24 protein-coding genes, 1 tRNA gene and 1 pseudogene are annotated in these 23414 nt (G+C 67.5%); 14 read left to right on the forward strand and 12 right to left on the reverse strand.

Annotated features, from left to right (window positions below; all coding sequences use genetic code 11):
• Window positions 1-98 precede the first annotated feature (98 nt).
• The 5 genes and pseudogenes from AAFP30_RS12950 to AAFP30_RS12970 all read left to right on the forward strand — a co-directional run bounded on the left by AAFP30_RS12950 (window position 99) and on the right by AAFP30_RS12970 (window position 5398).
• Window positions 99-350 (forward strand): phosphopantetheine-binding protein, encoded by a 252-nt coding sequence (locus AAFP30_RS12950; RefSeq protein WP_419230329.1) that lies wholly within the window; start codon window positions 99-101, stop codon window positions 348-350.
• Window positions 347-1864, forward strand: a complete 1518-nt coding sequence (locus AAFP30_RS12955) for a tryptophan 7-halogenase (RefSeq protein WP_419230330.1) — start codon at window positions 347-349, stop codon at window positions 1862-1864. Before AAFP30_RS12950 ends, AAFP30_RS12955 begins: the two co-directional genes overlap by 4 nt.
• A gap of 24 nt (window positions 1865-1888) precedes the next feature.
• Window positions 1889-3160 carry a cation:proton antiporter gene (locus tag AAFP30_RS12960; protein ID WP_419230331.1) on the forward strand — a complete coding sequence of 424 codons (1272 nt, stop codon included), beginning with the start codon at window positions 1889-1891 and terminating at the stop codon, window positions 3158-3160.
• A gap of 51 nt (window positions 3161-3211) precedes the next feature.
• A pseudogene (locus AAFP30_RS12965) lies at window positions 3212-4453 on the forward strand (lysine N(6)-hydroxylase/L-ornithine N(5)-oxygenase family protein); the annotation flags it as partial.
• Between the two features lie 150 nt (window positions 4454-4603).
• Entirely contained in the window at window positions 4604-5398 is a 795-nt protein-coding gene (locus AAFP30_RS12970) for a siderophore-interacting protein (RefSeq protein ID WP_419230722.1), read from the forward strand.
• Between the two features lie 16 nt (window positions 5399-5414).
• On the opposite strand, the gene AAFP30_RS12975 is transcribed toward AAFP30_RS12970, so the two are convergent.
• From AAFP30_RS12975 to AAFP30_RS12995, 5 genes are all read right to left on the reverse strand, one after another.
• Entirely contained in the window at window positions 5415-6371 is a 957-nt protein-coding gene (locus AAFP30_RS12975) for an LLM class F420-dependent oxidoreductase (RefSeq protein WP_419230332.1), read from the reverse strand.
• 10 nt (window positions 6372-6381) lie between these two features.
• A complete protein-coding gene (locus AAFP30_RS12980) occupies window positions 6382-7422 on the reverse strand; it encodes a nucleoside hydrolase (RefSeq protein ID WP_419230333.1) in 1041 nt (346 codons plus the stop codon).
• A gap of 28 nt (window positions 7423-7450) precedes the next feature.
• On the reverse strand, window positions 7451-7867 hold the full coding sequence (locus tag AAFP30_RS12985) for a hypothetical protein (RefSeq protein ID WP_419230334.1): 417 nt from the start codon (window positions 7865-7867) through the stop codon (window positions 7451-7453).
• Window positions 7868-7951: 84 nt separating this feature from the next.
• Window positions 7952-8338: a VOC family protein gene (locus AAFP30_RS12990; RefSeq protein WP_419230335.1), complete on the reverse strand. Its 387-nt coding sequence runs from the start codon at window positions 8336-8338 to the stop codon at window positions 7952-7954.
• Window positions 8335-8610, reverse strand: a complete 276-nt coding sequence (locus AAFP30_RS12995; RefSeq protein WP_419230723.1) for an ArsR/SmtB family transcription factor — start codon at window positions 8608-8610, stop codon at window positions 8335-8337. The genes AAFP30_RS12990 and AAFP30_RS12995 overlap by 4 nt, the downstream gene beginning before the upstream one ends.
• Window positions 8611-8696: 86 nt before the next feature.
• Between AAFP30_RS12995 and AAFP30_RS13000 the strand changes: the two genes are divergently transcribed.
• Entirely contained in the window at window positions 8697-9620 is a 924-nt protein-coding gene (locus tag AAFP30_RS13000; RefSeq protein WP_419230336.1) for a mechanosensitive ion channel family protein, read from the forward strand.
• Here the strand turns inward: AAFP30_RS13000 and AAFP30_RS13005 are convergent, their stop codons facing one another.
• Window positions 9621-9764: a hypothetical protein gene (locus AAFP30_RS13005; protein WP_419230337.1), complete on the reverse strand. Its 144-nt coding sequence runs from the start codon at window positions 9762-9764 to the stop codon at window positions 9621-9623.
• Window positions 9765-10002: 238 nt separating this feature from the next.
• On the opposite strand from AAFP30_RS13005, the gene AAFP30_RS13010 reads away from it, so the two are divergent.
• Together AAFP30_RS13010 and AAFP30_RS13015 are read left to right on the forward strand one after the other, a co-directional pair.
• Window positions 10003-10368, forward strand: a complete 366-nt coding sequence (locus AAFP30_RS13010) for a hypothetical protein (RefSeq protein WP_419230741.1) — start codon at window positions 10003-10005, stop codon at window positions 10366-10368.
• Entirely contained in the window at window positions 10284-11570 is a 1287-nt protein-coding gene (locus AAFP30_RS13015; RefSeq protein WP_419230338.1) for a DUF222 domain-containing protein, read from the forward strand. Before AAFP30_RS13010 ends, AAFP30_RS13015 begins: the two co-directional genes overlap by 85 nt.
• A gap of 9 nt (window positions 11571-11579) precedes the next feature.
• Here AAFP30_RS13015 and AAFP30_RS13020 read toward each other — a convergent pair whose 3' ends face one another.
• Together AAFP30_RS13020 and AAFP30_RS13025 are read right to left on the reverse strand one after the other, a co-directional pair.
• Window positions 11580-14480, reverse strand: coding sequence for a DEAD/DEAH box helicase (locus tag AAFP30_RS13020; protein WP_419230339.1), 2901 nt, complete (start codon window positions 14478-14480; stop codon window positions 11580-11582).
• A gap of 68 nt (window positions 14481-14548) precedes the next feature.
• A tRNA-Leu gene (locus AAFP30_RS13025) sits at window positions 14549-14634 on the reverse strand.
• A 65-nt stretch (window positions 14635-14699) separates the two neighbouring features.
• Between AAFP30_RS13025 and AAFP30_RS13030 the strand changes: the two genes are divergently transcribed.
• Both AAFP30_RS13030 and AAFP30_RS13035 read left to right on the forward strand, forming a co-directional pair.
• Complete coding sequence (locus AAFP30_RS13030) at window positions 14700-16046, forward strand: M20/M25/M40 family metallo-hydrolase (RefSeq protein WP_419230340.1); 1347 nt, start codon at window positions 14700-14702, stop codon at window positions 16044-16046.
• A gap of 48 nt (window positions 16047-16094) precedes the next feature.
• Complete coding sequence (locus tag AAFP30_RS13035) at window positions 16095-16643, forward strand: YbhB/YbcL family Raf kinase inhibitor-like protein (protein ID WP_419230341.1); 549 nt, start codon at window positions 16095-16097, stop codon at window positions 16641-16643.
• Between the two features lie 6 nt (window positions 16644-16649).
• Here AAFP30_RS13035 and AAFP30_RS13040 read toward each other — a convergent pair whose 3' ends face one another.
• The 3 genes from AAFP30_RS13040 to AAFP30_RS13050 are packed head-to-tail and all read right to left on the reverse strand — an operon-like array spanning window position 16650 to window position 19113.
• A complete protein-coding gene (locus AAFP30_RS13040; protein ID WP_419230342.1) occupies window positions 16650-17759 on the reverse strand; it encodes a quinone-dependent dihydroorotate dehydrogenase in 1110 nt (369 codons plus the stop codon).
• Window positions 17753-18025, reverse strand: a complete 273-nt coding sequence (locus tag AAFP30_RS13045) for a DUF5703 family protein (protein ID WP_419230343.1) — start codon at window positions 18023-18025, stop codon at window positions 17753-17755. Before AAFP30_RS13045 ends, AAFP30_RS13040 begins: the two co-directional genes overlap by 7 nt.
• 44 nt (window positions 18026-18069) lie before the next feature.
• Window positions 18070-19113: a YncE family protein gene (locus tag AAFP30_RS13050; RefSeq protein ID WP_419230344.1), complete on the reverse strand. Its 1044-nt coding sequence runs from the start codon at window positions 19111-19113 to the stop codon at window positions 18070-18072.
• Between the two features lie 81 nt (window positions 19114-19194).
• Between AAFP30_RS13050 and AAFP30_RS13055 the strand changes: the two genes are divergently transcribed.
• Genes AAFP30_RS13055 through AAFP30_RS13070 form a run of 4 tightly spaced genes read left to right on the forward strand, consistent with a single transcriptional unit; the run spans window position 19195 to window position 22451 of the window.
• Entirely contained in the window at window positions 19195-20037 is an 843-nt protein-coding gene (locus AAFP30_RS13055) for an undecaprenyl-diphosphate phosphatase (protein ID WP_419230345.1), read from the forward strand.
• Between the two features lie 40 nt (window positions 20038-20077).
• Window positions 20078-20839: an MSMEG_4193 family putative phosphomutase gene (locus tag AAFP30_RS13060; RefSeq protein ID WP_419230346.1), complete on the forward strand. Its 762-nt coding sequence runs from the start codon at window positions 20078-20080 to the stop codon at window positions 20837-20839.
• A gap of 25 nt (window positions 20840-20864) precedes the next feature.
• Window positions 20865-21581: a DUF3090 domain-containing protein gene (locus AAFP30_RS13065; protein WP_419230347.1), complete on the forward strand. Its 717-nt coding sequence runs from the start codon at window positions 20865-20867 to the stop codon at window positions 21579-21581.
• Window positions 21582-21590: 9 nt separating this feature from the next.
• The gene (locus tag AAFP30_RS13070; protein WP_419230724.1) at window positions 21591-22451 is read left to right on the forward strand and encodes an SCO1664 family protein; all 861 of its coding nucleotides are present in this window, start codon (window positions 21591-21593) and stop codon (window positions 22449-22451) included.
• A 26-nt stretch (window positions 22452-22477) separates the two neighbouring features.
• On the opposite strand, the gene AAFP30_RS13075 is transcribed toward AAFP30_RS13070, so the two are convergent.
• A complete protein-coding gene (locus tag AAFP30_RS13075) occupies window positions 22478-23338 on the reverse strand; it encodes an SMP-30/gluconolactonase/LRE family protein (protein ID WP_419230348.1) in 861 nt (286 codons plus the stop codon).
• Window positions 23339-23414: the final 76 nt, after the last annotated feature.

Raw genomic sequence — 23414 nt, forward strand, 5'->3', positions numbered from 1 at the left:
GGAGTATCGGCACAACAAAGGTTAGGCTATCCGATGTATCAAACGCGATTCCAACGAGCGAGACGATCCACGCCGTCGGATTCACTGGAGGAGAGTCTATGGGAACCAGCGCCAGCACGCTGACACGCGATCGCATCATCGGCGACATCGCCGAGATCCTGCAGGTCGATTCGTCGGAGATCGCCGACGACACCAACGTCCTCGATTTCGGTCTGGACTCGGTCCGCCTGATGTCGTTGATCGAGCGCTGGCGGGCCGCCGGTGCCGAGAAGGCAGACCTGGTGGCACTGGCCTCCGACCCGGTCGTCGGTGCCTGGGTCCGTGAGCTCACCGAGGAGGCGTCGGCATGAGCAACGCGACCCCCACCACCGAAACCGTCGACGTCGTGGTCATCGGCGGTGGCCCGGGCGGTTCGACGACCGCGACCATGCTCGCCAAGTCCGGGCACCGGGTGATCCAGCTGGAGAAGGAGACCTTCCCCCGTTACCAGATCGGGGAGTCGTTGCTGCCCTCGACAATTCACGGTGTCTGCAAGCTCCTCGGAGTCGACGAGAAGATCAAGGACGCCGGTTTCATGCGTAAGCGGGGCGGCAGCTTCCGCTGGGGCAAGAATCCGGTGCCGTGGAACTTCCTGTTCGCCATCTCGCCCGAGTTCGCCGGTGAGGGCTCCTACGCGTACCAGGTCGAGCGGATGAAGTTCGACCAGATCCTGCTCGAGAACTCTGCCGATTGCGGCGTCGACGTCCGACAGAACTGTCGCGTCAACGGAGCCGAACGCGACGAGAACGGCCGGGTCACCGGCGTGACCTACGTCGACGCCGACCGGGTCGAGCACCGCATCACCGCGCGCTACGTCGTCGACGCCTCCGGCAACACCACCCGGATGTCGAAATATGCAGGTGGAGAACGCATCTACTCCGACTTCTTCCAGAACATCGCCGTCTTCGGCTACTTCGAGAACGGCAAACGGCTGCCCGCTCCGGACAGTGGCAACATCCTCTGCGCAGCATTCGACGAGGGCTGGATGTGGTACATCCCGCTGTCGGACACGCTCACCAGCGTCGGCGCGGTGCTCTCCCGCGACAAGATCGACGACGTCATCAACGCGCAGGAAGAGACGCTGCACCGCTACATCAAGCGCTGCGCGATCGTCGACGACATGCTCGCCGACGCCACCCGGGTCACCGAGGGCACCTACGGCGAGATCCGCCTGCGCAAGGATTACTCCTACGCCAACACCACGTTCTGGGGCAACGGCATGGTCCTCGTCGGGGACGCCGCCTGCTTCATCGACCCGGTGTTCTCCACCGGCGTTCACCTGGCCACCTACTCCGGGGTGCTCGCCGCGCGGTCGATCAACAGCGTGCTGAGCGGGACCATGACCGAGGAGCGGGCATTCGACGAGTTCGAGGGCCGCTACCGCCGCGAGTACGCAGTGTTCTACGAGTTCCTGTCGGCCTTCTACGACATGGAGCAGACCGAGGACTCCTACTTCTGGAAGGCCCGCAGCGTCACCAACTTCGACCGCGAGGACATGGCCGCTTTCGTGTCCCTGGTCGCCGGCGGCTACTCCGGGGAGAGCGCACTGACCGACCCGGACGCGATCATCGAGAAGTTCACCGCGTCGACCAAGGCGCTGACCGAGGCGACCAACAAGACCGGCGGCATGGACACCGACTCCGGTCAGCGGATGGGCCACATGTTCAGTGCCCCCGTCGTCCGTGACGTGATGGAGGAGATGAACGCCTTCCAGGCCCGCGGCGCCACCGGCGCGGCGACCGTCGAGGCGCCGCTACTCCACGGTGGCCTCGTGCCCACCGACGACGGCCTGGCCTGGGCCGAACCGGCCGTGGTCGACGCCTGACGTAGATCACCCGAGGTAGGCCCGATGTTGACGCAACTCGCCGTATTGCTGGCCGTGGCCTTGCTGTTGGGCTTGCTCGCCCGACGGCTGGGCCTACCGGCAATGGTCGGCGAGTTGCTGGCCGGCGTGGTCCTCGGGCCGTCGATCCTCGGCTGGGTGTTCCCCGGTCTCCACCATCGGCTCTTCGGTGCCGGCGGCCCCAACGAGATGGTGAACTCCATTGCGCAGCTGGGGATTCTGTTGCTCGTTGGGCTCGCGGCCGCCGAACTCGACGCGCGTGTGCTGCGTCGTCGCGCCCGAGTGATCGCCTCGGTCAGTGTGTGGTCGTTCGCCATCCCGCTCGCCTTCGGGATCGGTGTGGGGCTGTTGGTGCCCGAACGATTCCACGGCGACGGGTCGACGTGTGCCGAGTTCGTCATCCTGCTCGGCACCGCGATGTCGGTCAGTGCGATCCCGGTGATCGCCAAGATCCTCACCGACCTCGACCTGCTGCGCAAGGACTTCGGTCAGGTGATCCTGGCGTCGTGCACCGTGATCGACATCGGGGCCTGGATCCTGCTGGCGGTCGTCTCCGCGATGGCCACCGTCGGCCTGCGCGGATGGCAACTGCCGCTGACCCTCGTCTCGCTCGCCCTCGTCGTGCTCGTGACGTTCGTGTTGCGCCCGACGGTCGGCCGGGCCATGGACCGGCTCGAGGCGTCCGCCGTGCCCGGCGCGGTGACCGCACCCACGGTGTTGCTGATCATCGGCTGCGGCGCGCTGACCAGTGCGCTGCACCTGGAGGCGGCGCTGGGTGCGTTCCTGGCCGGGGTGCTCATCGGCAAGCGAACACCGGAGTCGTTGGCGCCCTTGCAGATCGTTACCTCCGCGGTGTTCGCGCCGGTGTTCCTGGCCACCGCCGGGCTGCACCTCGATCTCACCCAGCTGGCCCACCTCGACACCGCACTCGTCGCGCTGGCAGTGCTGGCCGTCGCCGTCGTCGGCAAGCTCGCCGGCACGTATGCGGGTGCACGGCTGGCCGGCATCGGCCACTGGGAGTCGCTGGCGCTGGGCTCGGGACTCAACGCGCGCGGACTGGTGGAGATCATCCTCGCCACCATCGGTCTGCAGCTTGGAGTGTTCACCCCGACGGTGTACATGATCATCGTGCTGGTCGCTTTGGTGACATCGATCATGGCGCCGCCGTGTCTCGGATTCGCCCTGCGCAGGTCCGGCATGGACCGTGGGGGAGCGCGCAACGGACTCATCGACGACCTCGACCGGGCCGAGTCGTCACCCACCCAGACGTTAGGTTAGGATTACCATGCCCGCGAGCGGGTGTTTGCACCAGTGACGATTTCGACAGGAGTGCGTGTGCGTCAGTCACCGCTGGTCGACGTGGTGGGTGTCGGATTCGGACCATCGAACCTGGCCCTGGCCATCGCGATCGAAGAGCACAATCAGGCCGTTGACGGAACAGATGCGGTCACCGCGCATTTCTTCGAGAAGAAGCCGGAGTTCAGTTGGCATCCGGACATGCTGCTGCCCGGCGCGACGATGCAGGTGTCGTTTCTCAAGGACCTCGCGACGCAGCGAAACCCGCAGAGCGCGTACAGCTTTCTGAATTATCTTGCGGATCGCGGACGGCTGACCGACTTCATCAACCGGCAGGACTTCTTCCCGCTGCGCGACGAGTTCCAGGATTATCTTTCCTGGGCGGCGCGCCGGGTGGCGGTGCCGGTCGACTATGCGAGCACCATCGAGAGCGTCCGCTGGGTGGACGATCACTTCGAGGTGACCTCGCCGCAGGGCACCATCGCCGCGCGCAACGTCGTCCTCGGCGGTGGTCTGCGTGCGAAGCTCCCGGTCGGCGTGACGCCGGGTCGTCGGGTGTTCCACAACCATCAGATGCTGGCCAAGTTCGAGGCTCTCGGTCCGGCCACCCACAACCGGTTCGTGGTGGTCGGCGCCGGGCAGAGCGCGGCCGAGGTCGTCGGATACCTGCACGACCGCAACAACACTGAAGTGCACGCGGTGTTCGCCAAGTACGGCTACACACCCGCCGACGACAGCCCTTACGCCAACCGGGTGTTCGACCCGCACGTGGTCGACGAGTTCTTCGGTGCCGAGCCCGTGTGGCGCGATCGCCTGATGAACTACCACCGCAGCACCAACTACTCGGCGGTTGATCCCGAACTGATCCACGAGTTGTACCGACGGGAATACGCTGAGCGGGTCAGCGGACAGCGTCGGCTGTTCGTACACGGCGCCTCCGAGGTCATCAGCATCGACGAACATCGCGACGGCGTCACCGTGCGGGTTGCACACCGACTGTCCGGCACCGAGAGCGTCTTCGATTGCGACGCGGTGATTTTCGCCACCGGCTTCGAGCCGACGTCGGTCGCCGACATGCTCGGAGATCTTGCCGAGCAGTGCCGGACCGATCGGCACGGGCGACCCGTTCTCGACCGGCAGTACCGGCTGCAGACCGCACCTGCGGTCACCGGCCGAATCTTCGTGCAGGGCAACACCGAACACACGCACGGCCTGACGTCGACGCTGCTGTCGAACGTGGCGATCCGCTCCGGCGAGATCGTCCAGGCGATCGTCGACGAGTCGGCGGCCAACCTCGACGGCGGATCGCATCCCGGTATCCGTCACAACGGCGCCGCCGCACCGCGCCATCTGGATCGACGAGCCGAAGGGTCATTGATGACGCAACCGGATCTCACGCCGCACGCCAGCGAACTCCGACTGATGATGTACGACCTGGTGCCGCGCACCGTCGAGGTTGTCGCGGTCAAGGATCTCTCGCCGGAATTGCGGCGCGTCACCTTCGAGATCTCGTCACCGCAAGACTTCTGGTACGTCGACATGGCGCCCGACGATCACGTCAAGCTGTTCTTCGCCGACCCGGAGACCGGTGAGATCACCATGCCCGGCGTCGGGCCGGATGGCATGAAATTGCCTGCCGAGGGCCATTTCCCGATCTACCGCGACTACACGGTGCGCGGCTACGACCGCGAACTCGGGCGCCTTGACATCGAGTTCGTCCTGCACGAGCACGGCGTCGCCGGCGCCTGGGCGGGGGCCGCCGCGGCCGGCGACCGACTCGGGATGCTCGGTCCGCGGGGCTCGCACAACTATCCCCCCCGCTACGACACCTACGTCCTCGGCGCCGACGAGACCGCCGTCCCGGCCCTCGCCCGTTGGATGGGGGACCTGCCCGCCGACAAGCGTGTGATCGCGTTCGTCGAGGTGGCGGGACCCGAGTCCGAGGTCGAGCTGCCGGAACGCGACGGAGCCGAGGTGCACTTCGTGCACCGCAACGGCGCCGATCCCGGCAACAGCCCGCTCATCGACCAGGCGTTGCGTTCGGCCGACCTGCCCGACGACAACTTCTACGTCTGGGTCGCCGGAGAAGCCAACTCGCTCAAGCCGATCCGCCGGTACCTGCGCCGCGAGCTGGGTCTGCCGAAGGAGCGGGTCAAGGTGGACGGTTACTGGCGGTCCGGCACCGTCAACCTCGATCACCACAGCCTGGAAGAGGACTGACCTCCTGCGCGTTTGCTCAGTGAGAGGGGACCACCTTCGCCAGGGTTTCGCCGAGCAGTGAAACACGGCCCGGCACATGGCCGTTGGCGGGTGCGTTGACGGTGAAGCCGTCGAGGCCGGCGACCTTCAGCGCCTCGTAGGCGCCGGCGACCTCGTCCGGGTCGCCGACGATGGTGGTGCCGCGACGGGGCTCGGCGGCCGGATTGCGTTGGAAATACGCGTCGAGTTCGGCGACGGCTTCGTCGTGGGTGGGGGCGATGCAGGCCGAGGTCTGCAGGGTCACCGTGATGTCGGCGGGGTCGCGGCCGTAGGTTTCGCAGTGTGCGGCGAGCGCATCGAGCTTGCGGCCGATCTCGCCGGGTCCACAGATGATGTTGGATTCGTCGGCGTACTGGGCAACCATTCGGAGCGTCTTCTTCTCGCCGCCGCCACCGATCATCACCGGGATCTTCGACAGCGGCGCAGGCACATTCAGTGCTTCGTGCACGGTGTACCACTTGCCGTCGAGGGTCGGCTTCTCGCTGCGCAACATGCCGAGGATGATCTGCAGGGCCTCCTCGAGCTTCTGGAAGCGATCGGTGAAGGTGCCGAATTCGTAACCGAGAGACTGATGTTCGAACTCGTACCAACCGGCACCGATGCCGAGTTGCGCGCGTCCGCCGGAGACGAGGTCGAGCGCAGTCACGGTCTTGGCGAGCAGCGTCGGATTGCGGTAGGTGTTGCCGGTGACCAGCGACGACAGCCGTACCCGCTTGGTGTGCTGCGCGAGTGCGGACAACAACGTGTAGCACTCGATCATCTCCTGGTCGGGAGTGCCGAGCAGCGGTAGTTGGTAGAAGTGGTCCATCACCAGAACGGTGTCGAAGCCGGAGGCCTCGGCCTCCACCGCCTGGGCAACGATGGTCGGGTACAGCTGATCGGCGGAGACGCCGGGGTAGGTGAAGTTGGGGATCTGGTAGCCGAGTCGAGTCACCTCCTCGACGCTACGCCTGACCGGACGCGGACGTGGCAGTTGTTCGGGCGAGATCGGCGATGCGCTCGAGCAGTTCGTCGAACACCGCGTCGACGTCGGTGGCGGTGGCGATGCGCGCGTTGGGCTCGCCGGTCATGGCGCGCTCGTCGGCGACGGTCATGCCGCGGGTGAGGGTGCCGACGAGTTCTACGTCGACCCGCGCCGGGATGGTGGTGACGATGTCGGGTGCGAGGGCCACCAGGGCGGCGAACGGATCATGCAGGTGCGCAATGTATCCCTCGTCGTGCGCCTGATGGAACTCCAGATAGAACCGGAGCGCGTCCACGACGTGCCGGATCACGACGTTGTCGGCGACCGACCGCAGGCCGGGTTCATCGGCGGGGTCCGGGCATTCCAACGGTGTACTGCCGGCCGCTGCGGCGAGCCGGACCAAGTGGTCGGGGGTCAGCGCGATCTGTTCGGTCAGGTCGAGTGGGCAGACGATCGGCGGTGCGGCACCGTCGCGACCGAAGGCGCCGAACACCTCGGCGGCGGCTTCGGGGTCGACGGCGATGTTCCACTCCGTCGTCGGCGTGGTGTTGCCGTGCGCCCGAAACGCTCCGCCCATGATGACCAGACGAGCGAGTCGGGTGGGCAGCGCCGGGTCGCGACGAATGGCGGTGGCCAACGAGGTGAGCGGCCCGGTCACCAGGCCGATGAGCGCGCCCGGGTGTTTCCGCGTGGCGTCGATCCAGGCGTCGGCGGCGTCGACGTGACTCGCCGGTGTGGTCGGCAGTGGGAGTTCGGCGTAGCCGACGCCGAGCGGTCCGTGTGTCTCCTCGGTGGTGCGCATCTGCGCCACCAGTGGTTGGGCTGCGCCGATGTGCACCGGGATGTCGGTCCGTCCGCACACCTCGAGCCAGGACAGGTTGTTGGTCGCCACGACGTCGACGGGGACGTTGCCGCCGGTCGAGGCGATGCCGACCAGGTCGATGTCGGTGCGCGCCAAGAGGTAGAGGAGCGCGAGTGAGTCGTCGATTCCGGTGTCGCAGTCGAAGAAGAGGCGGGTCACCGCACCATTATGGTCGGTGCCGCCGCGGTCAGACGCAGCGGAAGTTCCGGGTGCTCCAATATGGGGCGTTGATCGTGTCGGGAGTCCGGAGTGCGTACGTCAGGGTTCGGATGTAGGTGGCGCTGTTTTCGACGTCCCCGCTCTTGGTGGCGTGGTAGACGACGACGCATCCTGCGCCCTGACCGGGTGTGACCGCCTTCTGGTAGGCCGTCACCGCACCCGGATTGATGGCTCCGAGGATGCCCAGCCGATAGGCATCCCGGGTCTGGGATTTGGACAGCAACGTCCCCGTCCAGCCCCAACCGTTCACCGTCGTGCCGTTCTGGAGCAGCGGAAACGTCGCCGACCGCGGCGCCGCATCGGCCTGCCCGATACCGATCACCGCCCCGCCGACGACCGTGAGCGCAGCCACCGCAGCCACCGATGCGTTCGTCCACTTGGTCATGAGCAGCATCGTAAATATGTTTCGGTGTGGTAAACGCGGAGTTCGCCCGATCGTGATGCCTTTGTGAAGTGAGACTGGCCGTTCCTACTTTTCGGCCACGATCTGAATGAGATTGCCGCACGTATCGTCGAACACCGCGACCATCACGGCGCCGACGTCGGTGGGTCCCATGGTGAACACGACGCCGTTTGCGGTCAGACGGGCATATTCGGCCTCGACGTCGTCGACGGCGAACTGGGCGAGCGGTATGCCGTCGGCCTTGAGTGCGTCGCGGTAGGGCGCGACGGCTGGATGTCCGGCGGGTTCGAGCAGCAGTTCCGGACCGTCGGGCGCGTCGGGGGAGACCACGGTCAGCCACGACGCCTCGCCCAACGGGATGTCATGGTGCACCCGAAAGCCGAGTGTGTCGGTGTAGAAGGCGCGGGCGGCGTTCTGGTCGTCGACGAAGACGCTGGTGAGATTGATTCTCATGGGTCGTTCCTCTCGCTGATGGGCCACCGTCGCGCGATCTCGGCGAGGGGACCCGGGGTGAAGTAGTGATATTTCGCACGTCCGCGGCGTTCGGTGACGATCAACCCGGCCGATTCGAGGACGCCGAGATGCTGGGAGATCGCCTGCCGCGTCAGGTTGCGGCCGTGCTGCATGGTGAGTCGTGAGCAGATCTCGAACAGCGTCTGACCGTCGTGAGCGGCGAGTTCGTCGAGAATGATGCGCCTCGTCTCGTCGTCGAGGGCGTGGAACACGTCTACCACGAACCCACTATAGGCAAGCTGACACTTGCCTATCAAGTGGTTTGACGCTGTGTGGATCATCCGTACGGTCGTAGGACATGACCGCTCAACAGCTTGCCTTCGAATGGACGGACACAAACCGCGAGTGGCTGATCGAGAACCCGATCCGGATCGTCGCCTATGTGGTGGCCGCGTTGGTGATTCGCTATCTCGCGCACCGAGTGATCAACCGGGCCACCCGCCGCCCGTCGGGTGATCGCAAGCCGCCTGCGCTGGTGCGCCACCTGCGGGATCGGTCGGGTGTCGTGCGGAATCCCGCGATTGCCGAACGTCGCGCCCAACGCGCCCAGACCATCGGGTCGGTCATGAAGTCGACGGTGTCGATCGTGCTGCTCGTCTGGGTGGTGCTGTCGATCCTGAGCGTGCTCGGTGTCAACATCGCACCGTTCCTGGCCTCGGCCGGCATCGTCGGCCTGGCGATCGGCTTCGGCGCGCAGAACCTGGTGCGGGACTTCGTGTCCGGTGTGTTCATGCTGCTCGAGGACCAGTACGGCGTCGGCGACGTCGTCGATCTCGGCGAGGTGTCGGGCACCGTCGAGTCGGTCGGACTGCGCATCACCACCGTGCGCGACATCGACGGCACCCTCTGGTACGTGCGTAACGGCGAGATCCTGCGCGTCGGCAATATGAGCCAGGAGTATGCGGTCGCACGCATCGAACTGCCGGTGTCGCTCACCGCCGATCTGGATCGCGCGCAAGAGGTGGCGCTGCAGGCCGCCCACGACGCGGTGGCCGATGACGCGCTGGCTGCGGATGTCCTGGGCGAGCCCGAGATGCTCGGTGTCCAGGACGTCACCGCGGACCGGGTGGTGTTGCGGATGACCGTCAAGACCAAGCCGAACGCCCAGTGGGCCACGGCCCGGCAGCTTCGGCACTCGATCCTGCGGGCCTACGAGAAGAACGGCATCGAACTGCCGTATCCGGCGGCGCGGTTGGCGGGAGCGCTGGCCGACAGCGAATGATCAGCTGGGCGCGAGCCACCAGGCCGCGTAGGGCGACACCCAGTAGCTGTTATCGCCGCCGACGCAACCGATCTGTGCGGACTCGGCGAACCAATCGGGTCGCAAGATCCGCTCCTCGTCCAACACCCGCAATCCAGCACGCACTGCGCCACCGAGAGCAGGTCGTCGTTACTCGTGGCGTAGACGCGGAGACCTTCGAGCAGATCCGGTCCCCAGCGGCGTGAGCCGAACTTGTCGGTGGGGTGTTCTAGAGTGGTGTCACCGGATCGAACAAGAATGAACGACGCGAGCTGAGGCCTTGTGGGCCTTGGTCTTTCAGACAACACGATGTGGGCAGATCGATCCTCCCTGTCCTGTTCGTGTGTTTGGAAGGTCGTTGGTCGTGGATCCGTTGTCGGCGTGGTGGAGGGTGGCTTCGCCCTGGCCGGACCTGCCACCCTTCTACACCGGTCAGGTCCACGCCTCCGATATCGCCGACGCCGGGATCAATGATTTGGTCGGTGGACTGATCTCCAGCGTGCGTGGCCAGTCGTATCTGGCGTGGCATGAGTATCAGATCGCTGCGGAACTGCATGCGCGTTTGGTCGGCGACTCTGACCGTGCCGACGACCTCTTGTTGAAGGATGGGTTCGCTGATTGCGCCGCCCGGGTTTCGTTGTCGTTGTGTGTGGGCCAGGGGAGGCCGAGAAACTGCTGCACCGCGCCCTGGCGCTGCGCGATCGCCTCCCTCAGGTGGCCGAGCGGTTGAAGATCGGGCGGATCACTGCCGAGGCGGTGCGGAAGATCGTCGCGCGTACCGATCTGGTCGACGGCCAACCGTGTGCCCCGGACGTCGACGCCGACATCGTCGCCGAACTCGACCTCCACGACGGGGCATGGTCGATGCACCGGCTGCAGACGATGTGCGATCGCATCGTGTTCCGGCATGATCCGGACGCGGTGCGTGAAGCGCGGCGTCGGGCGAAGGATGCGCGTCGGTTCTGGACGCGGCCCACCGCCGATGGGATGGCCCAAGTATCGGCGACGATGACCGCCGAGAACGCGCTCATCGCCAAAGCCGCCGTCAACGCACTGGCCACCGCGACGTGTGAGCAGGATCCGCGCACGCTGGATCAACGCCGCTCGGATGCCACCTTCACCCTGTTGACCGGCAACGTCTTCGAGTGCCTGTGCGGTCGGGAGGACTGCGACGCGGAGATCCCCGAACCGGGTACCGCCCCGGCCAGCACGGTGGTCATTCATGTGGTGGCCGATGAAGGCACCGTCACTGGGGCGAAGCAGAATGCGGGGTTCATCGCCGGGCAAGGCGTGATCTCCGACGAGCAAGTGCGGGATCTGGTGGCCCGGCCGGATGCGGTGATCCGCCCGATCGTTCCGAAAGGGACGCCGATGAACCCCGACGGCACCTACACGCTGCCCGCAACCCAACCGGCCAACCCCTACCGCCCGTCGACCGCCCTGGACACCTTCGTCCGAGTCCGCGACGGCTACTCGGTGATTCCCGGGGACACCACCTCGGCGTTCGACGCCGACCTCGACCACGTCGAGGAGTTCGATCACGAGCATCCGGGCGCGGGTGGGCAGACCACCGACCTGAACTTGAATGCGAAAGGCCGCTTCGGGCACCTGCTCAAGACGTTCGGCCGATGGATTGATGATCAGTTCCGTGACCCGATGACGGGGCGGCTCAAGCAGGAGTTCATCACCCCGGAAGGCCTGGTGATTCCGGGAGATCCGGAGAACCTGGAGCAGTTGCTGCCCGGACTACGGCGGATTCGGTTCAAGGTGCCCGAGGCCCTTCGAGACGCTCGCTCGGCTGGCGCCTCGCGGGCTCCTCAGGGACCAGAAACACCGCCCACTCGTTCGCAGAGTCGGGTGGCAGCCAAACACGCCCGCAGACAACAAGAGCGGGAACGCAACCGCCGTAGGCGAGAACTGGAGGACAGCTAGCCAACCTACTCACCCCACCGGCGCGAACTCACCCATCCAGTCACACGCGGGAGCGGTTGGCGCAGCACCGAATTCGATGCCGGGCAGCGACCGTAGGCCAACCGGAATCGTCGGCGGATCGAGCGCTCCGGTCACCGACTGGCCGGGCGGCAGCGGGGTGGCGACATACCAGTCGCCCTCGATCTGCAGCAGCGCGACGAGTCGACCGCCGAAAGTGGTTGCCGCACCGACGTGTAACCCCAGCGCGCCGGCGAGCGAGAGATACACACACTCGAACTCCTTGGCCGAGGCGGTGCCGTCGACGAGGACGGTGGCGGCCGCCCGCAGCGGCCCGCGCGCGGCGCCCTCGGTGACGGGCAGTAGCCGACCCAGGTTGATCCGCAGGGTCGCGGCGCGCGTCACCGCATCGGGGCGACCGGGCGCCAGCGCGGCGGCGACGTCGGCGAGGTGCGGGTCGGGGGCGGCGTGCGGGAGGAGTTCGGCAAGAGTTCGGCGGCGCTTGCCGGACCCGCGCCGTTTTCCGCCGCCGTTGGTCGACGGTGTCGGCTCGAGGTCGGTGAGCAGGTCGCGGGCGGCCTCGACGGGATCGCGTCCGGCTGGTTCCTCATCGACGGGCAGGTCGGTGACCAGGTTCTGGTAGGCGAAATCGCCGTCGCGGGTGTACACGAAGACGTCGGCCGCCAGGTCCGTGGCCACCGGCGAACTCGGGTGCGGCAGGGGCAGCGATCGGGGCGCCGGCACGGCGGTCGACCGGTCTCGGAACGGTCCGGCGGTGGTGAGCACCGTCAACCGTGCCTCGACCGGCGACGCATGATGCTCGAGGACAAGGCCTTCTGGCGGCTCGATGTCGAGCACCGCGCGACCGTGCGCGACGACGTCGAACTGCTCCGGTGAGACGTCTACCCCGCGTGGGCTGCGGTGGATGCGATCGGGGGTGTCGAAACCGGCCCGCCGGGCGCGCCGATACAGGTCGGGCATCCCCGTCCGTCGATTCTCCGGATCGAGAAGCCGCTCCAGGAACCACAGCAGCCGGCCCGCGCCGCGCTCGGGGTGCGGCGAGAGATGCCACCAGGTGAGCCGCCGCGCGAGATCGCCGGCCACCGCCGGCGCCCAGTCGCCCTCGCCGAGATACCCCAGGGCCGCCGCCCACGAGAGATAGCGAGGGAGGGTGTCGATGACGCGGCGGATTTCGGCGGGTGTCGCCCCGGGTGGGAGGTTGCGACCGATGCGGGCCGGATCCCGCACCGCCGCAAGGGCGGCGGCCAGGGCGAAGGACGGTCCGAACTCGTCGTCGGGGAATCCGGCCGACGCGTCGTAGGTGTACAGGATGTCGTCGGCCCAGGTGCGGTAGAGGCGCGGGTTGACCGGCCACTGATGCAGTGGCGCAACATTGTTCACCACGATCTCGAGTACGATCCGCTCGGCGTCGTCGGCATCGAGGGGTCGTTCCGGTGACGTGATGGCCTGTCGCAGCCCGCCGGCCGAGGCGGCGTCGATCATCAGGCGGGTGGTCAAGGCTCCGATCTCGGTCACCCCGAGTTGGCCGTCGGCGTCGGCGACGAGGCCGTGGTCGACGAGGAAGGTGATCGCCGCACCGAGGTCGGTCTGTTTCTTGGTCTGCGCGTAGGCGAAGGTGCTGCGGAACCAACTTTCCGCGCTGGCCCGATCGGTGATCGATCCCAGCAGGATCTCGGCCAGAAGGACGTCGGCGAGCTGACCACGCACCTGGCTGCGGACGGTGTAACCGAGGTCGAGTTTGGCGCGCCACTCCGTCTCCCGATGCCGCGGGACCAGCACGTAGCCGTACCCGTGGGACTCCTGCCCGGCTCGGCCCGCCCGGCCCAGCATCTGCTGGGCCTGACTGACCTCCAACGGGGAGTCCAACCCCAGCACCAGATCCCGGATCACGACCACTCGCGCCGGCGTGTTCACCCCGGTCGACAATCCGGTGGTCGCCACCAGCATCGGAATCTGCCGGGCGTTGAACGCCCGCAGCGCCCGCGCGGCCTGCGGCGCGTCGCGGTAGTGCATACCGACCCCGGCGGCGAAGGCGCTCTCGGCGAGGACCTGCTCGTCGCCGTCGCGGTGGAACGGCAGTCCGGCCAGCAACGCCGCGGTGCGTCGGACGGCCAGTTTGCTGCCGCAGAACACGAGGAGGCTGCCGCTGTCGTCGAGGCCGGCGACGAGCCGCGTCAGCGCCTGATCCTTGCCCTCCTGCTCGGCCTCGTATTCGGATTTGCTGTCGCCGTCGTCGAAGGGCACCACTTCGGTGGTGAGAACTGTTGGTCGCCAATCGGTTCGGATCAGCTCGGCATTGAACCAGGCGGCCAGTTCGCCGGCGTTGGAGGCGGTCGCCGACAGTGCGACGATCCGGGTGCGCCGTTGGTCAGAGCGCAGGCGCGCGATCAGCGACTCGAGGGTCGCGCCGCGGTCGACGTCGCCGACCAGATGGACCTCGTCGACGATGAGGCAGCCGATGGTGTCGAGGTGTTCACGCAACGACGACCGCCGGTAGAGCGCCTCGAACTTCTCCGTCGTGGCGACCCACAGCTGGGCGCGTCGGATGTGCGCACTGGACATGTTGGTCTCGCCCGTCAGCTCCAGCGAGGTGATGCCATGCTGTCGCCAGCGGGCGGTCGTCGCGGCGATCTCACCGGCCAGCGCTCGCGCCGGCAACAGCCAGACTGCGGGTTTACGTTCGAGAAGGATCGACCGCAGGGCGGCGACCTCGCCGACGAGGGTCTTGCCGGAACTGGTGGGGGCCACGACCATCAGGTGCCGGTCGGAGCCGAGCACCGCGGGGACGGCCGCGGCCTGCAGCGGATTGAGGGCGTCGAAGCGGTTGAGATAGGGGCGGAGCTCGGCGGGGAGGAGTTGCTCCGCCTTGACCCACTCGCCCCCGTCACTCACTCGCGACAATCTACCGTCGGCCCCGAATGCGAAAGACCCCGACCAATTGGTCGGGGTCTTTCACTCGGTGTCCGAGGGGGGACTTGAACCCCCACGCCCGTTAATAGGGCACTAGCACCTCAAGCTAGCGCGTCTGCCATTCCGCCACTCGGACTCGCTGTAGCGCGCACAACCATAACCGAGGTTGCCCGCGTATCCCAAATCCCGTAGGAGTGGGGGGTGACTTCCCAGCCTCAGGGCCCGCGGGCCGTCGACGAAGTTGTCGATCTCGTCAGCCGATTGATCCAGTTCGACACGAGCAACACCGGCGAACCGGAGACCACCAAGGGCGAGGAGGAGTGCGCCAAATGGGTTGCTCAACTCCTCGAGGAAGTGGGCTACACCACCGCGTACGTCGAATCCGGTCGGGAGGGTCGCGGCAATGTGTTCGCGCGGCTACCCGGCCCACCGGACTCTGACCGCGGCGCACTGCTGCTGCACAGCCACCTCGACGTGGTGCCGGCCGAACCGGCCGACTGGAGTGTCCACCCGTTCTCCGGGTCGGTGGCCGATGGCTACATCTGGGGTCGCGGTGCCGTGGATATGAAGGACATGGTCGGGATGGCGCTGGCCCTGGCCCGGCAGTTCCAGCGCGACGGCACTGTCCCGCCGCGGGAGATCGTGTTCGCCTTCCTCGCCGACGAGGAGGCCGGCGGCACCTGGGGGTCGCACTGGCTGGTGGAGAACCGTCCCGACTTGTTCGAGGGCATCACCGATGCGGTCGGCGAGGTCGGCGGCTTCTCCCTGACCGTCGACCGGCCGGACGGCTCGCAAGGCCGCCTGTATCTCGTGGAGACGGCCGAGAAGGGGCTCTCCTGGATGCGGCTGACTGCCGACGCCACCGCGGGCCACGGCTCGTTCCTGCACAGCGACAACGCCGTCACCGAGGTGGCCGAAGCGGTCGCCCGCATCGGCCGGCACACCTTCCCGTTGGTGATGACCGACTCGGTCGCCGAGTTCCTCGCCGCGGTGTCCGCCGAAACCGGCCTGGACCTGCGGCCGGACGCACCGGACCTCGACACCACGCTGTTCAAACTCGGCAACCTCGCCCGCATCATCGGCGCCACCCTGCGCGACACCGCCAACCCGACGATGCTCAAGGCCGGCTACAAGGCGAACGTGATCCCGCAGAAGGCCGAGGCTGTCATCGACTGCCGGGTGCTGCCCGGGCGACAGGCCGCGTTCGAGAAGGAACTCGACGAACTGATCGGGCCGAACGTCACCCGCGAGTGGATCACCCATCTCGATTCCTACGAGACGACCTTCGACGGTCACCTCGTGGATGCGATGAACGACGCGATCCTCGCCCACGACCCCGACGGTAAGACCGTGCCCTACATGCTCTCCGGCGGCACCGATGCCAAGGCGTTCGCCAAACTGGGCATCCGCTGCTTCGGTTTCGCGCCGCTGCAGCTGCCGCCGGAACTGGACTTCGCGGCGCTGTTCCACGGCGTCGACGAACGTGTTCCGGTGGACGCGGTGTTGTTCGGAACCCGGGTTCTCGAACACTTTCTGTTGCACAGCTAGTTAGATGGTTCTCAAGTCCGCAATCAAGTAGTCGAGAAAGGTGATTCGATGACGTCGTCGTTCAACCCGTACGAACCCCTGCCGACCCTGCCGGGGTTCACCCTGACCTCCGAGAGCGTCAGCGACGGTGCGCCGCTGCGCAATCAGCAGGTCAGCGGCATCATGGGTGCGGGTGGATCCGATCTCTCGCCGCAGCTGAGCTGGTCCGGATTCCCCTCGGAGACCAAGAGTTTCGCGGTCACCGTCTACGACCCCGACGCCCCGACCGCATCCGGATTCTGGCACTGGGCGGTCGCCGACATCCCCGCGGCGACGACCTCACTGGCCGAGGGCGCCGGCGATGACGACGGCAGCGGCCTGCCCGCGGGTGCGGTCACCCTCGCCAACGATGCGTCGCAGAAGCGATTCATCGGTGCCGCCCCGCCGCCCGGACACGGCCCGCACCGGTACTACGTAGTGGTGCATGCCGTCGACGTCGAGTCGCTCGGGTTGCCCGACGGGGCCACCCCGGCCTACCTCGGGTTCAACCTGTTCTCCCACGCCATTGCGCGGGCAACGATCGTCGGTACCTACGAACAGCCGTCGGAGAACGTCTGAATCGACTCAGGGAGCAGAAGAGTTCGCGCTGCCGACTGCCTGGCTGATGCTGGTGTAGCCGGCGGCGCGGACCCGCGCCGCGAGGCCGTCGTGAATCTCCTTGATCCACACGGGTCCGCCGTAGATGAACGGCGTGTAGCCCTGAAGGAGGTTGGCGCCGGCGCAGATTCGTTCCCATGCCTGATCGACGGTCTCGATGCCGCCGACGCTGATCAGCGCGATCTGGCCGCCGACCCGAGAATGTAAGCGGCGCAACACCTCCAGCGACCGTGCGGCAACCGGTGCACCGGACAGGCCGCCGGCCCCCATGGCGGCCACCTCGTCGGCCGGGGTGCGCAGGCCATCCCGGCTGATGGTGGTATTCGTGGCGACGATGCCCGCCAACCCCAATTCCACGGCCAGATCGGCGACGGCGTCGACGTCGTCGTCGGCGAGGTCGGGCGCAATCTTCACCAGCACCGGCACCTTCACCTCGGCCTGCACGGCGGCGAGGATCGGGCGCAATGAGTCGACGGCTTGCAGATCGCGCAGTCCCGGGGTGTTGGGGGAACTGACGTTGACCACCATGAAGTCGCAGAACGGCCCCAAAACCCGTGCGCTGAACCGGTAATCGTCGACGGCGTCGTCGACCGGCACCACCTTGGTCTTGCCGATGTTCGCGCCGATCGGTACCCGGACCGGACCGGGTCGACCGGCGGCGAGATGTTCGGCGGCCACCGTGGCGCCCGGATTGTTGAACCCCATCCGGTTGATCAACGCTCGGTCGGCGGGCAGGCGGAAGAGGCGGGGAGTGGGATTGCCGGGCTGTGGTTGGCCGGTGATGGTGCCGATCTCGGCGTAGCCGAAACCGATTTGGCCCCAAGCGTTCACCGCGGAGGCGGATTTGTCGAAGCCGGCCGCGAGACCCAGGGGTGCCGGGAAGTCGACACCGAAGACGTTCTGCCGCAACACCGGATCGTGGGTCGTGAGCACCTTGGCCGCCAGTTGCCGTGCGCCCGGGGTGTTTCCGGTGAATCGCAGTGCCCCGGCGGCGATCGCGTGGATGCGCTCGGGGGAGAGCCGAAACATCAACTGCAACAGGATCGGATACAGCACGTGGTTGATCCGGCTCAGCATGCGGCAGCTCCTGGTTGTGTGCCCGATTGTAGTGGCGCACCACGGGGCGGTTTCTTGCGACGCAGCAACACTTTCCGGCTGCCGTCGGGGTACAGGCGAACCCGCTTGAGTTCCCACCCGCCGAACTCCGCTTCGATCGCCAGGCGCATCGATGCGGTCACGCGGGTGACGTCGGGTGGCAGGTTGAGCAGCAGGCACTCGTGGGTCTCGGTGCTGACCTCCCAGCCGCGGGGATAACGGGCGCCCAGACGTGAGCTAACGGACATGGTTGATCCGGTCGGCAGCGGCGGCCCGGTCGGTCGGTGGCATCTCAGTCGACCGCAGCGGCCGGCGCGATCTGCAGTCCACCCCGTGCGGAGAGGACGTAGACGGTGCCCGACGCGTCGTCGACGGCGATCCTGTCCGGTTGTGCGACCGCCGGGAACCGATGTCGGGCCACGGGTTCGCCGCCGGACAGGTCATAGGCCACCACCTCGTTGTTCGCGGTTGTCGACACCCACGCCAGGTTGCGGGTGTCGTCGTAGTCTACGGCGTACGGACCCGACGCCACCGGATAGCGGAACCGCATGACCAGCGGTGAGCCGAAGAAACCCAGCAGTTCGCCGTCACGGGTGTTGGCCACCAGCACCCGTCCGTAGCGGTCGACCGTCGAGTTGGTCGCGCCGTTGCCGGCCCGCAGTGCGGGACCGAGCGTGCCGTCGTCGAGGTTCACCGGCGTCACCGACGACTGCGCGCGGTCGAGCACCACCACCTGCTCCGACGGCAGATCGGCGCCCTTGGGGGACACGGTGATGTCGTCGACGCCGACGAAGCCGTCGATCTCGCGGCCCGGCTTGAGGTCGGAGCCGAACACGATCAGATGTCCCTGCGCGGTGCCGACGAGTACCTGTCCGGCCGCCGTGTTGGCGACCGCGGTGGGGTTGTCGATCGTCGTCGCGGTGGTGGTCACCGCACCGGTGCTGTCGATGCGCGCGATGACCTTGGGGCCGACGCCGACGAACGTGCCGTCACCGGCGCCGACAAGGTGCGTCAGGGGCGGTGTGGCCGAGCGCTGCGGCTCCTGATCGGGGGTGGCGGTGGGGTAGCGCAGAACCGTGGTCCCGGCCGGATCGAGGATTGCGATCGTGTCGCCGTCGACCGCCAGATCGCGGCTGTTCGCCGGTGTCGGCACGACGGTGCCGGCGGGTTGCGCGGCCGGGCCGGGTGGCGCGGCAACCGCGGAAGCCGGTGTGACAGTGGGCACATTCGGGGTCGACGACGAATCCGACGAACCGCACCCGGCGAGCAACCCGAGGGCGGTGAGGACACTGACCGCACACGCGGCGGACTTCGGCAGCGAACGCGGGACTGGCATGACCCCATAGTGCGGCACGCCGAGCAGCCGAGGAGATCGGGGTCGAACGGCCGGCCGCATTTCCACGTAGCATCACCCGCCGTGACTGACACCATGACGTGGACCCAAGCGATCGTGCTCGGCGCGCTGCAGGGGATCACCGAGTTCCTGCCCGTTTCGTCGTCCGGGCACCTGCGGATCGCCTCGGAGATCATGTTCGGCGGTGACGCCGGTGCGTCGTTCACCGCCGTCTCCCAGCTCGGGACCGAGGCCGCCGTGCTGGTCTACTTCGCCCGCGACATCGTGCGCATCGTGACTGCCTGGTTCCGTGGCCTGCGCAACCGCGACGAGCGCGGACTCGACTACCGGATCGGCTGGTACGTGATCTTCGCGACCATCCCGATCGGCATCATCGGCTATGTCCTCAAGGATCAGATCCGCACCACCGGCCGCAACCTGTGGCTGGTCGCGACGGTGCTGATCCTGTTCGCCGGGGTGTTCTGGCTGGCCGAGCGATACGGCCGCAAGAACCGTCCGCTCGAACAGCTCACCCTGCGCGACGGTCTGGTGATGGGCGCGGCGCAATGTCTCGCGCTGATCCCCGGCGTCTCCCGGTCCGGTGCCACGGCCAGCGCCGGCCTGTTCCTCGGGCTCGAACGCGAGGCCGCGTTCCGCTTCTCGTTCCTGCTCGCCATCCCGGCGGTCACCGCATCCGGGCTGTTCAGCCTGCCCGACGCCTTCCACCCCAGCGGCGACGGCATGGAGGCCACCGGCGCGCAGCTGTTCGTCGCGACCGCGATCGCCTTCGTCATCGGCTATGCCGCCATCGCCTGGCTGCTGCGCTTCGTCAGCAACCACTCGATGAACTGGTTCGGTGCCTACCGCGTCATCGTCGGCCTGATCCTCATCGGTCTGCTGGCCACCGGCACCATCAGCGCGACGTGACCCGCCCGGCCATGTCCTGGGTGACCACTAAGGTGGTGCCATGACCGTGATCCTGGTGCGCCACGGGCGCTCCGTGGCCAACACATCCGGGGTGCTCGCCGGCCGCACGCCGGGCGTCGCCCTCGACGACAAGGGCCGCGAACAGGCGACGGCGCTGCTCGACCGGCTCGGTTCCTGCTTCGGCGAGATCTCCGCGGTCGCTCGCTCCCCGCTGGAACGCTGCGCCCAGACCGTGGCCCCGCTGCTCGCCGCACTCGACGCCGACCCCGACCGAGAGGTCCCCGAGATCGTCGTCGACGCCCTCGCCGAGGTCGACTACGGCAGCTGGACCAACCGGCCCATCAAGGACCTGGTCAAAGAACCCCTCTGGAAGACCGTGCAGCAGCATCCGTCGGCCGCGGTGTTCCCCGACGGTGAAGGGCTGGCCGCAGTGCAGGCACGCGCCGTCGCCGCGGTCCGCGACCTCGACCGCACCTACGGCGGCCCCGACGGCAGCGGCGTCTGGCTGGCCTGCTCGCACGGTGACGTCATCAAGTCGGTGATCGCCGACGCGATGGGCATGCACCTCGACTCGTTCCAGCGGATCGTCGTCGAGCCGGCGTCGATCAGCGTGATCCGCTACAGCCCGACCCGGCCGTATGTGCACACCGTCAACAGCACCGCGGTGTTGTCGGTGCCGCCGCGTACGAAAGAGAAGGTGGCAGGGGAGACCGGCGACGACGCGGTGGTCGGCGGGTCGACCGGCATCGACGGCACCGAACCCGACCGCAACGCTGCGGCTACCTCGGGGGCGCGCGGATAATGGACAACACGAACAAGGAGGTGTGATGGCTCGCGCGATACATGTGTTCCGCAGCCCGGACCGGTTCATCGCCGGCACCGTCGGTCAGCCCGGCGACCGCACGTTCTACCTCCAGGCGGTGCATGAAACCCGGATCGTCAGCGTGCTGCTGGAAAAGCAGCAGGTGGCGATCCTCGCCGACCGGATCGGCGCGCTGCTCGAGGAGATCAACCGCCGGTTCGGCACGCCGATCCCGCCCGAGGACGATCGGGTCGGCGATCTGAGCCCACTGGTCATGCCCGTCGACGCGGAATTCCGGGTCGGCACCATGGGACTCGGGTGGGACGCCGAAGCACAGTCGGTCGTCGTGGAATTGCTCGCGATCACCGAAGGTGAGTTCGACGAGAGTGTCGTCCTCGACGACACCGACGAGGGACCCGACGCCGTGCGCGTCTTCCTGTCCACCGATGCCGCCCGCGAGTTCGCCGCCCGATCGACCCGGGTCATCTCGGCCGGACGGGCACCCTGCCCGCTGTGCCACGAGCCGCTCGATCCCGACGGCCACCTGTGCGTGCGGACCAACGGCTACAAGCGCGACGCCGAGCTGAGCAAGTCGCTGGATTTCGTCGACCCCGAGGTGTTCCGCAATCTGGCGCTGACCGACGACGCCGGCTATCTGGAGACCGACGAGACCGATGATCCCGCCTCCGACGAACCCGACACCGAGTCCGACGACGACCCGGGGTCGTCGCCGCAGGGCTGACCGGTCGGGATCGTGGTGAGCCAACTACCCGAACGGCCCGTGCCCGACGTCGACGACACCGACGCACTGCGCCTCGGCGAACTCGTCATCATCGGCCGGATCCCGGCGGCCAGCAACGCCACCCTCGTGTGCGATGCGGTCCTCGACGACACCGAGGTGCGGTGCGTCTACAAACCCGTCCGCGGTGAGGTGCCGCTGTGGGACTTCCCACACGGCACCCTTGCCGGGCGGGAAGTGGCGTCGTACCTGATCTCCGACGCGCTGGGCTGGTCGGTGATCCCGACGACCGTCCACCGCGACGGGCCGCTCGGACCGGGCATGGTGCAGCGCTGGGTGGACACCGCCGACAACACCGAATCCCCGGCGACCGAACTCCCGGTGCACCGGCTCGACCTGGTCGATCTGTGTCCCGCCGACACCGTGCCCGACGGCTACCGCGCGATCCTGCGCGCCCTCGACCCGGTCGGTTCGCCGGTGATCCTCGTCCACGCCGACGACCCCCGGCTGCAACGGATGGCCGTGCTCGACGTGGTGCTCAACAACGCCGACCGCAAGGGCGGTCACGTGCTCGAGGGCCTCGACGGCGGCGTATACGGCATCGACCACGGCATCTGCCTGCACTACGACGACAAGCTGCGGACCGTGCTGTGGGGTTGGGCGGGCGAGCAGATCCCGGGCAACCTGCTCGAGGATCTCGCCGACCTCGTCGAGCACCTCGCCGCCGCCGACCATCCGCTGACCACAGAACTCGCCGGGCACATCACCGACGACGAGATCCTCGCGCTCGCCGAACGGGCCGTTGACCTCGTGCAGCGGGAGACGATGCCGCATCCGCCGGGACACCGCCCGATTCCCTGGCCGCCGTTCTGAGACCGCCGTTGCGACACTGCGGCTGCTCAGTTGCCGGGCCAGCCCGACCCTGGACGATCCACCGGCACCGACCACACCGCGCCATCCCAGTCGGTGTCGTCGGACAGGCCCGACGCGCCCGGCCACTGCGCGCCGACGATGAACAGTTCGGGATCCCGAGGTGCGCCGCCGAGGATGCAGGCGAACGCGCCGCGGTCGACGGTGACCCGCTGCTGCACGTCGCCACCCTCGGCGACCCGGACGCACTGACCGTGCGGGACGTCGGCGTACCAGACCGCGCCGTCGGCGTCGACGGTGATGCCGTCGGGCGGATCCTCGCGCAGCTCGGCGAACACACGCCGCTCACCCAGCGTGCCGTCGTCGCGAATATCAAAGGCGCTCAGCCGCTGTCGGTATGATTCGGCGACGATGAGCGTCGCATTGTCGGCGGTGACCGCCATGCCGTTGGGGAAGTCGAGGTCGTCGGCGACGACGGTGACCGCGCCGTCCGGGGTGATCAGCGCGATGCGCCCGGGTGCTGGTTCGTCGGGCGGGCTGGTGGAGCCGAACGGGGCGTTCGGGCTGTTGACGTAGGCGTTGCCGCGGCCGTCGACGACGATGTCGTTGGCGCCCATCGTCGACAGCGGTGTCAGATCGGCGAACCGGATGAGCTGCTCGCCGTCGAAGCGCAGCAACGATTGGGTGGCGGCCGACACGACCAGCAGGGTGCCGTTCGGGGCGAAGTCGAAGCACAGTGGCAGCGACTCATGCTCGACGACCACGCGACTGCTGCGTCGGTCGTCGGCGAGCACGCGGATCTGTCCGGCGGTCCAGTCGGCGAACCACAGCCGGCCGTCGTGCCAGCGGGGCGATTCGAGGAGCCCGAGGCCTCCGATCAGTTTCTGCATGTCGATCCATTCTCTCGAACGAGCAGTGTTCTGCGGGGTAGACGCGATTTCTCCGCGGAAATCATCGGGCCATACA

It is taken from the genome of Gordonia sp. CPCC 205515 (assembly GCF_048537925.1).
Lineage (GTDB): Bacteria > Actinomycetota > Actinomycetes > Mycobacteriales > Mycobacteriaceae > Gordonia.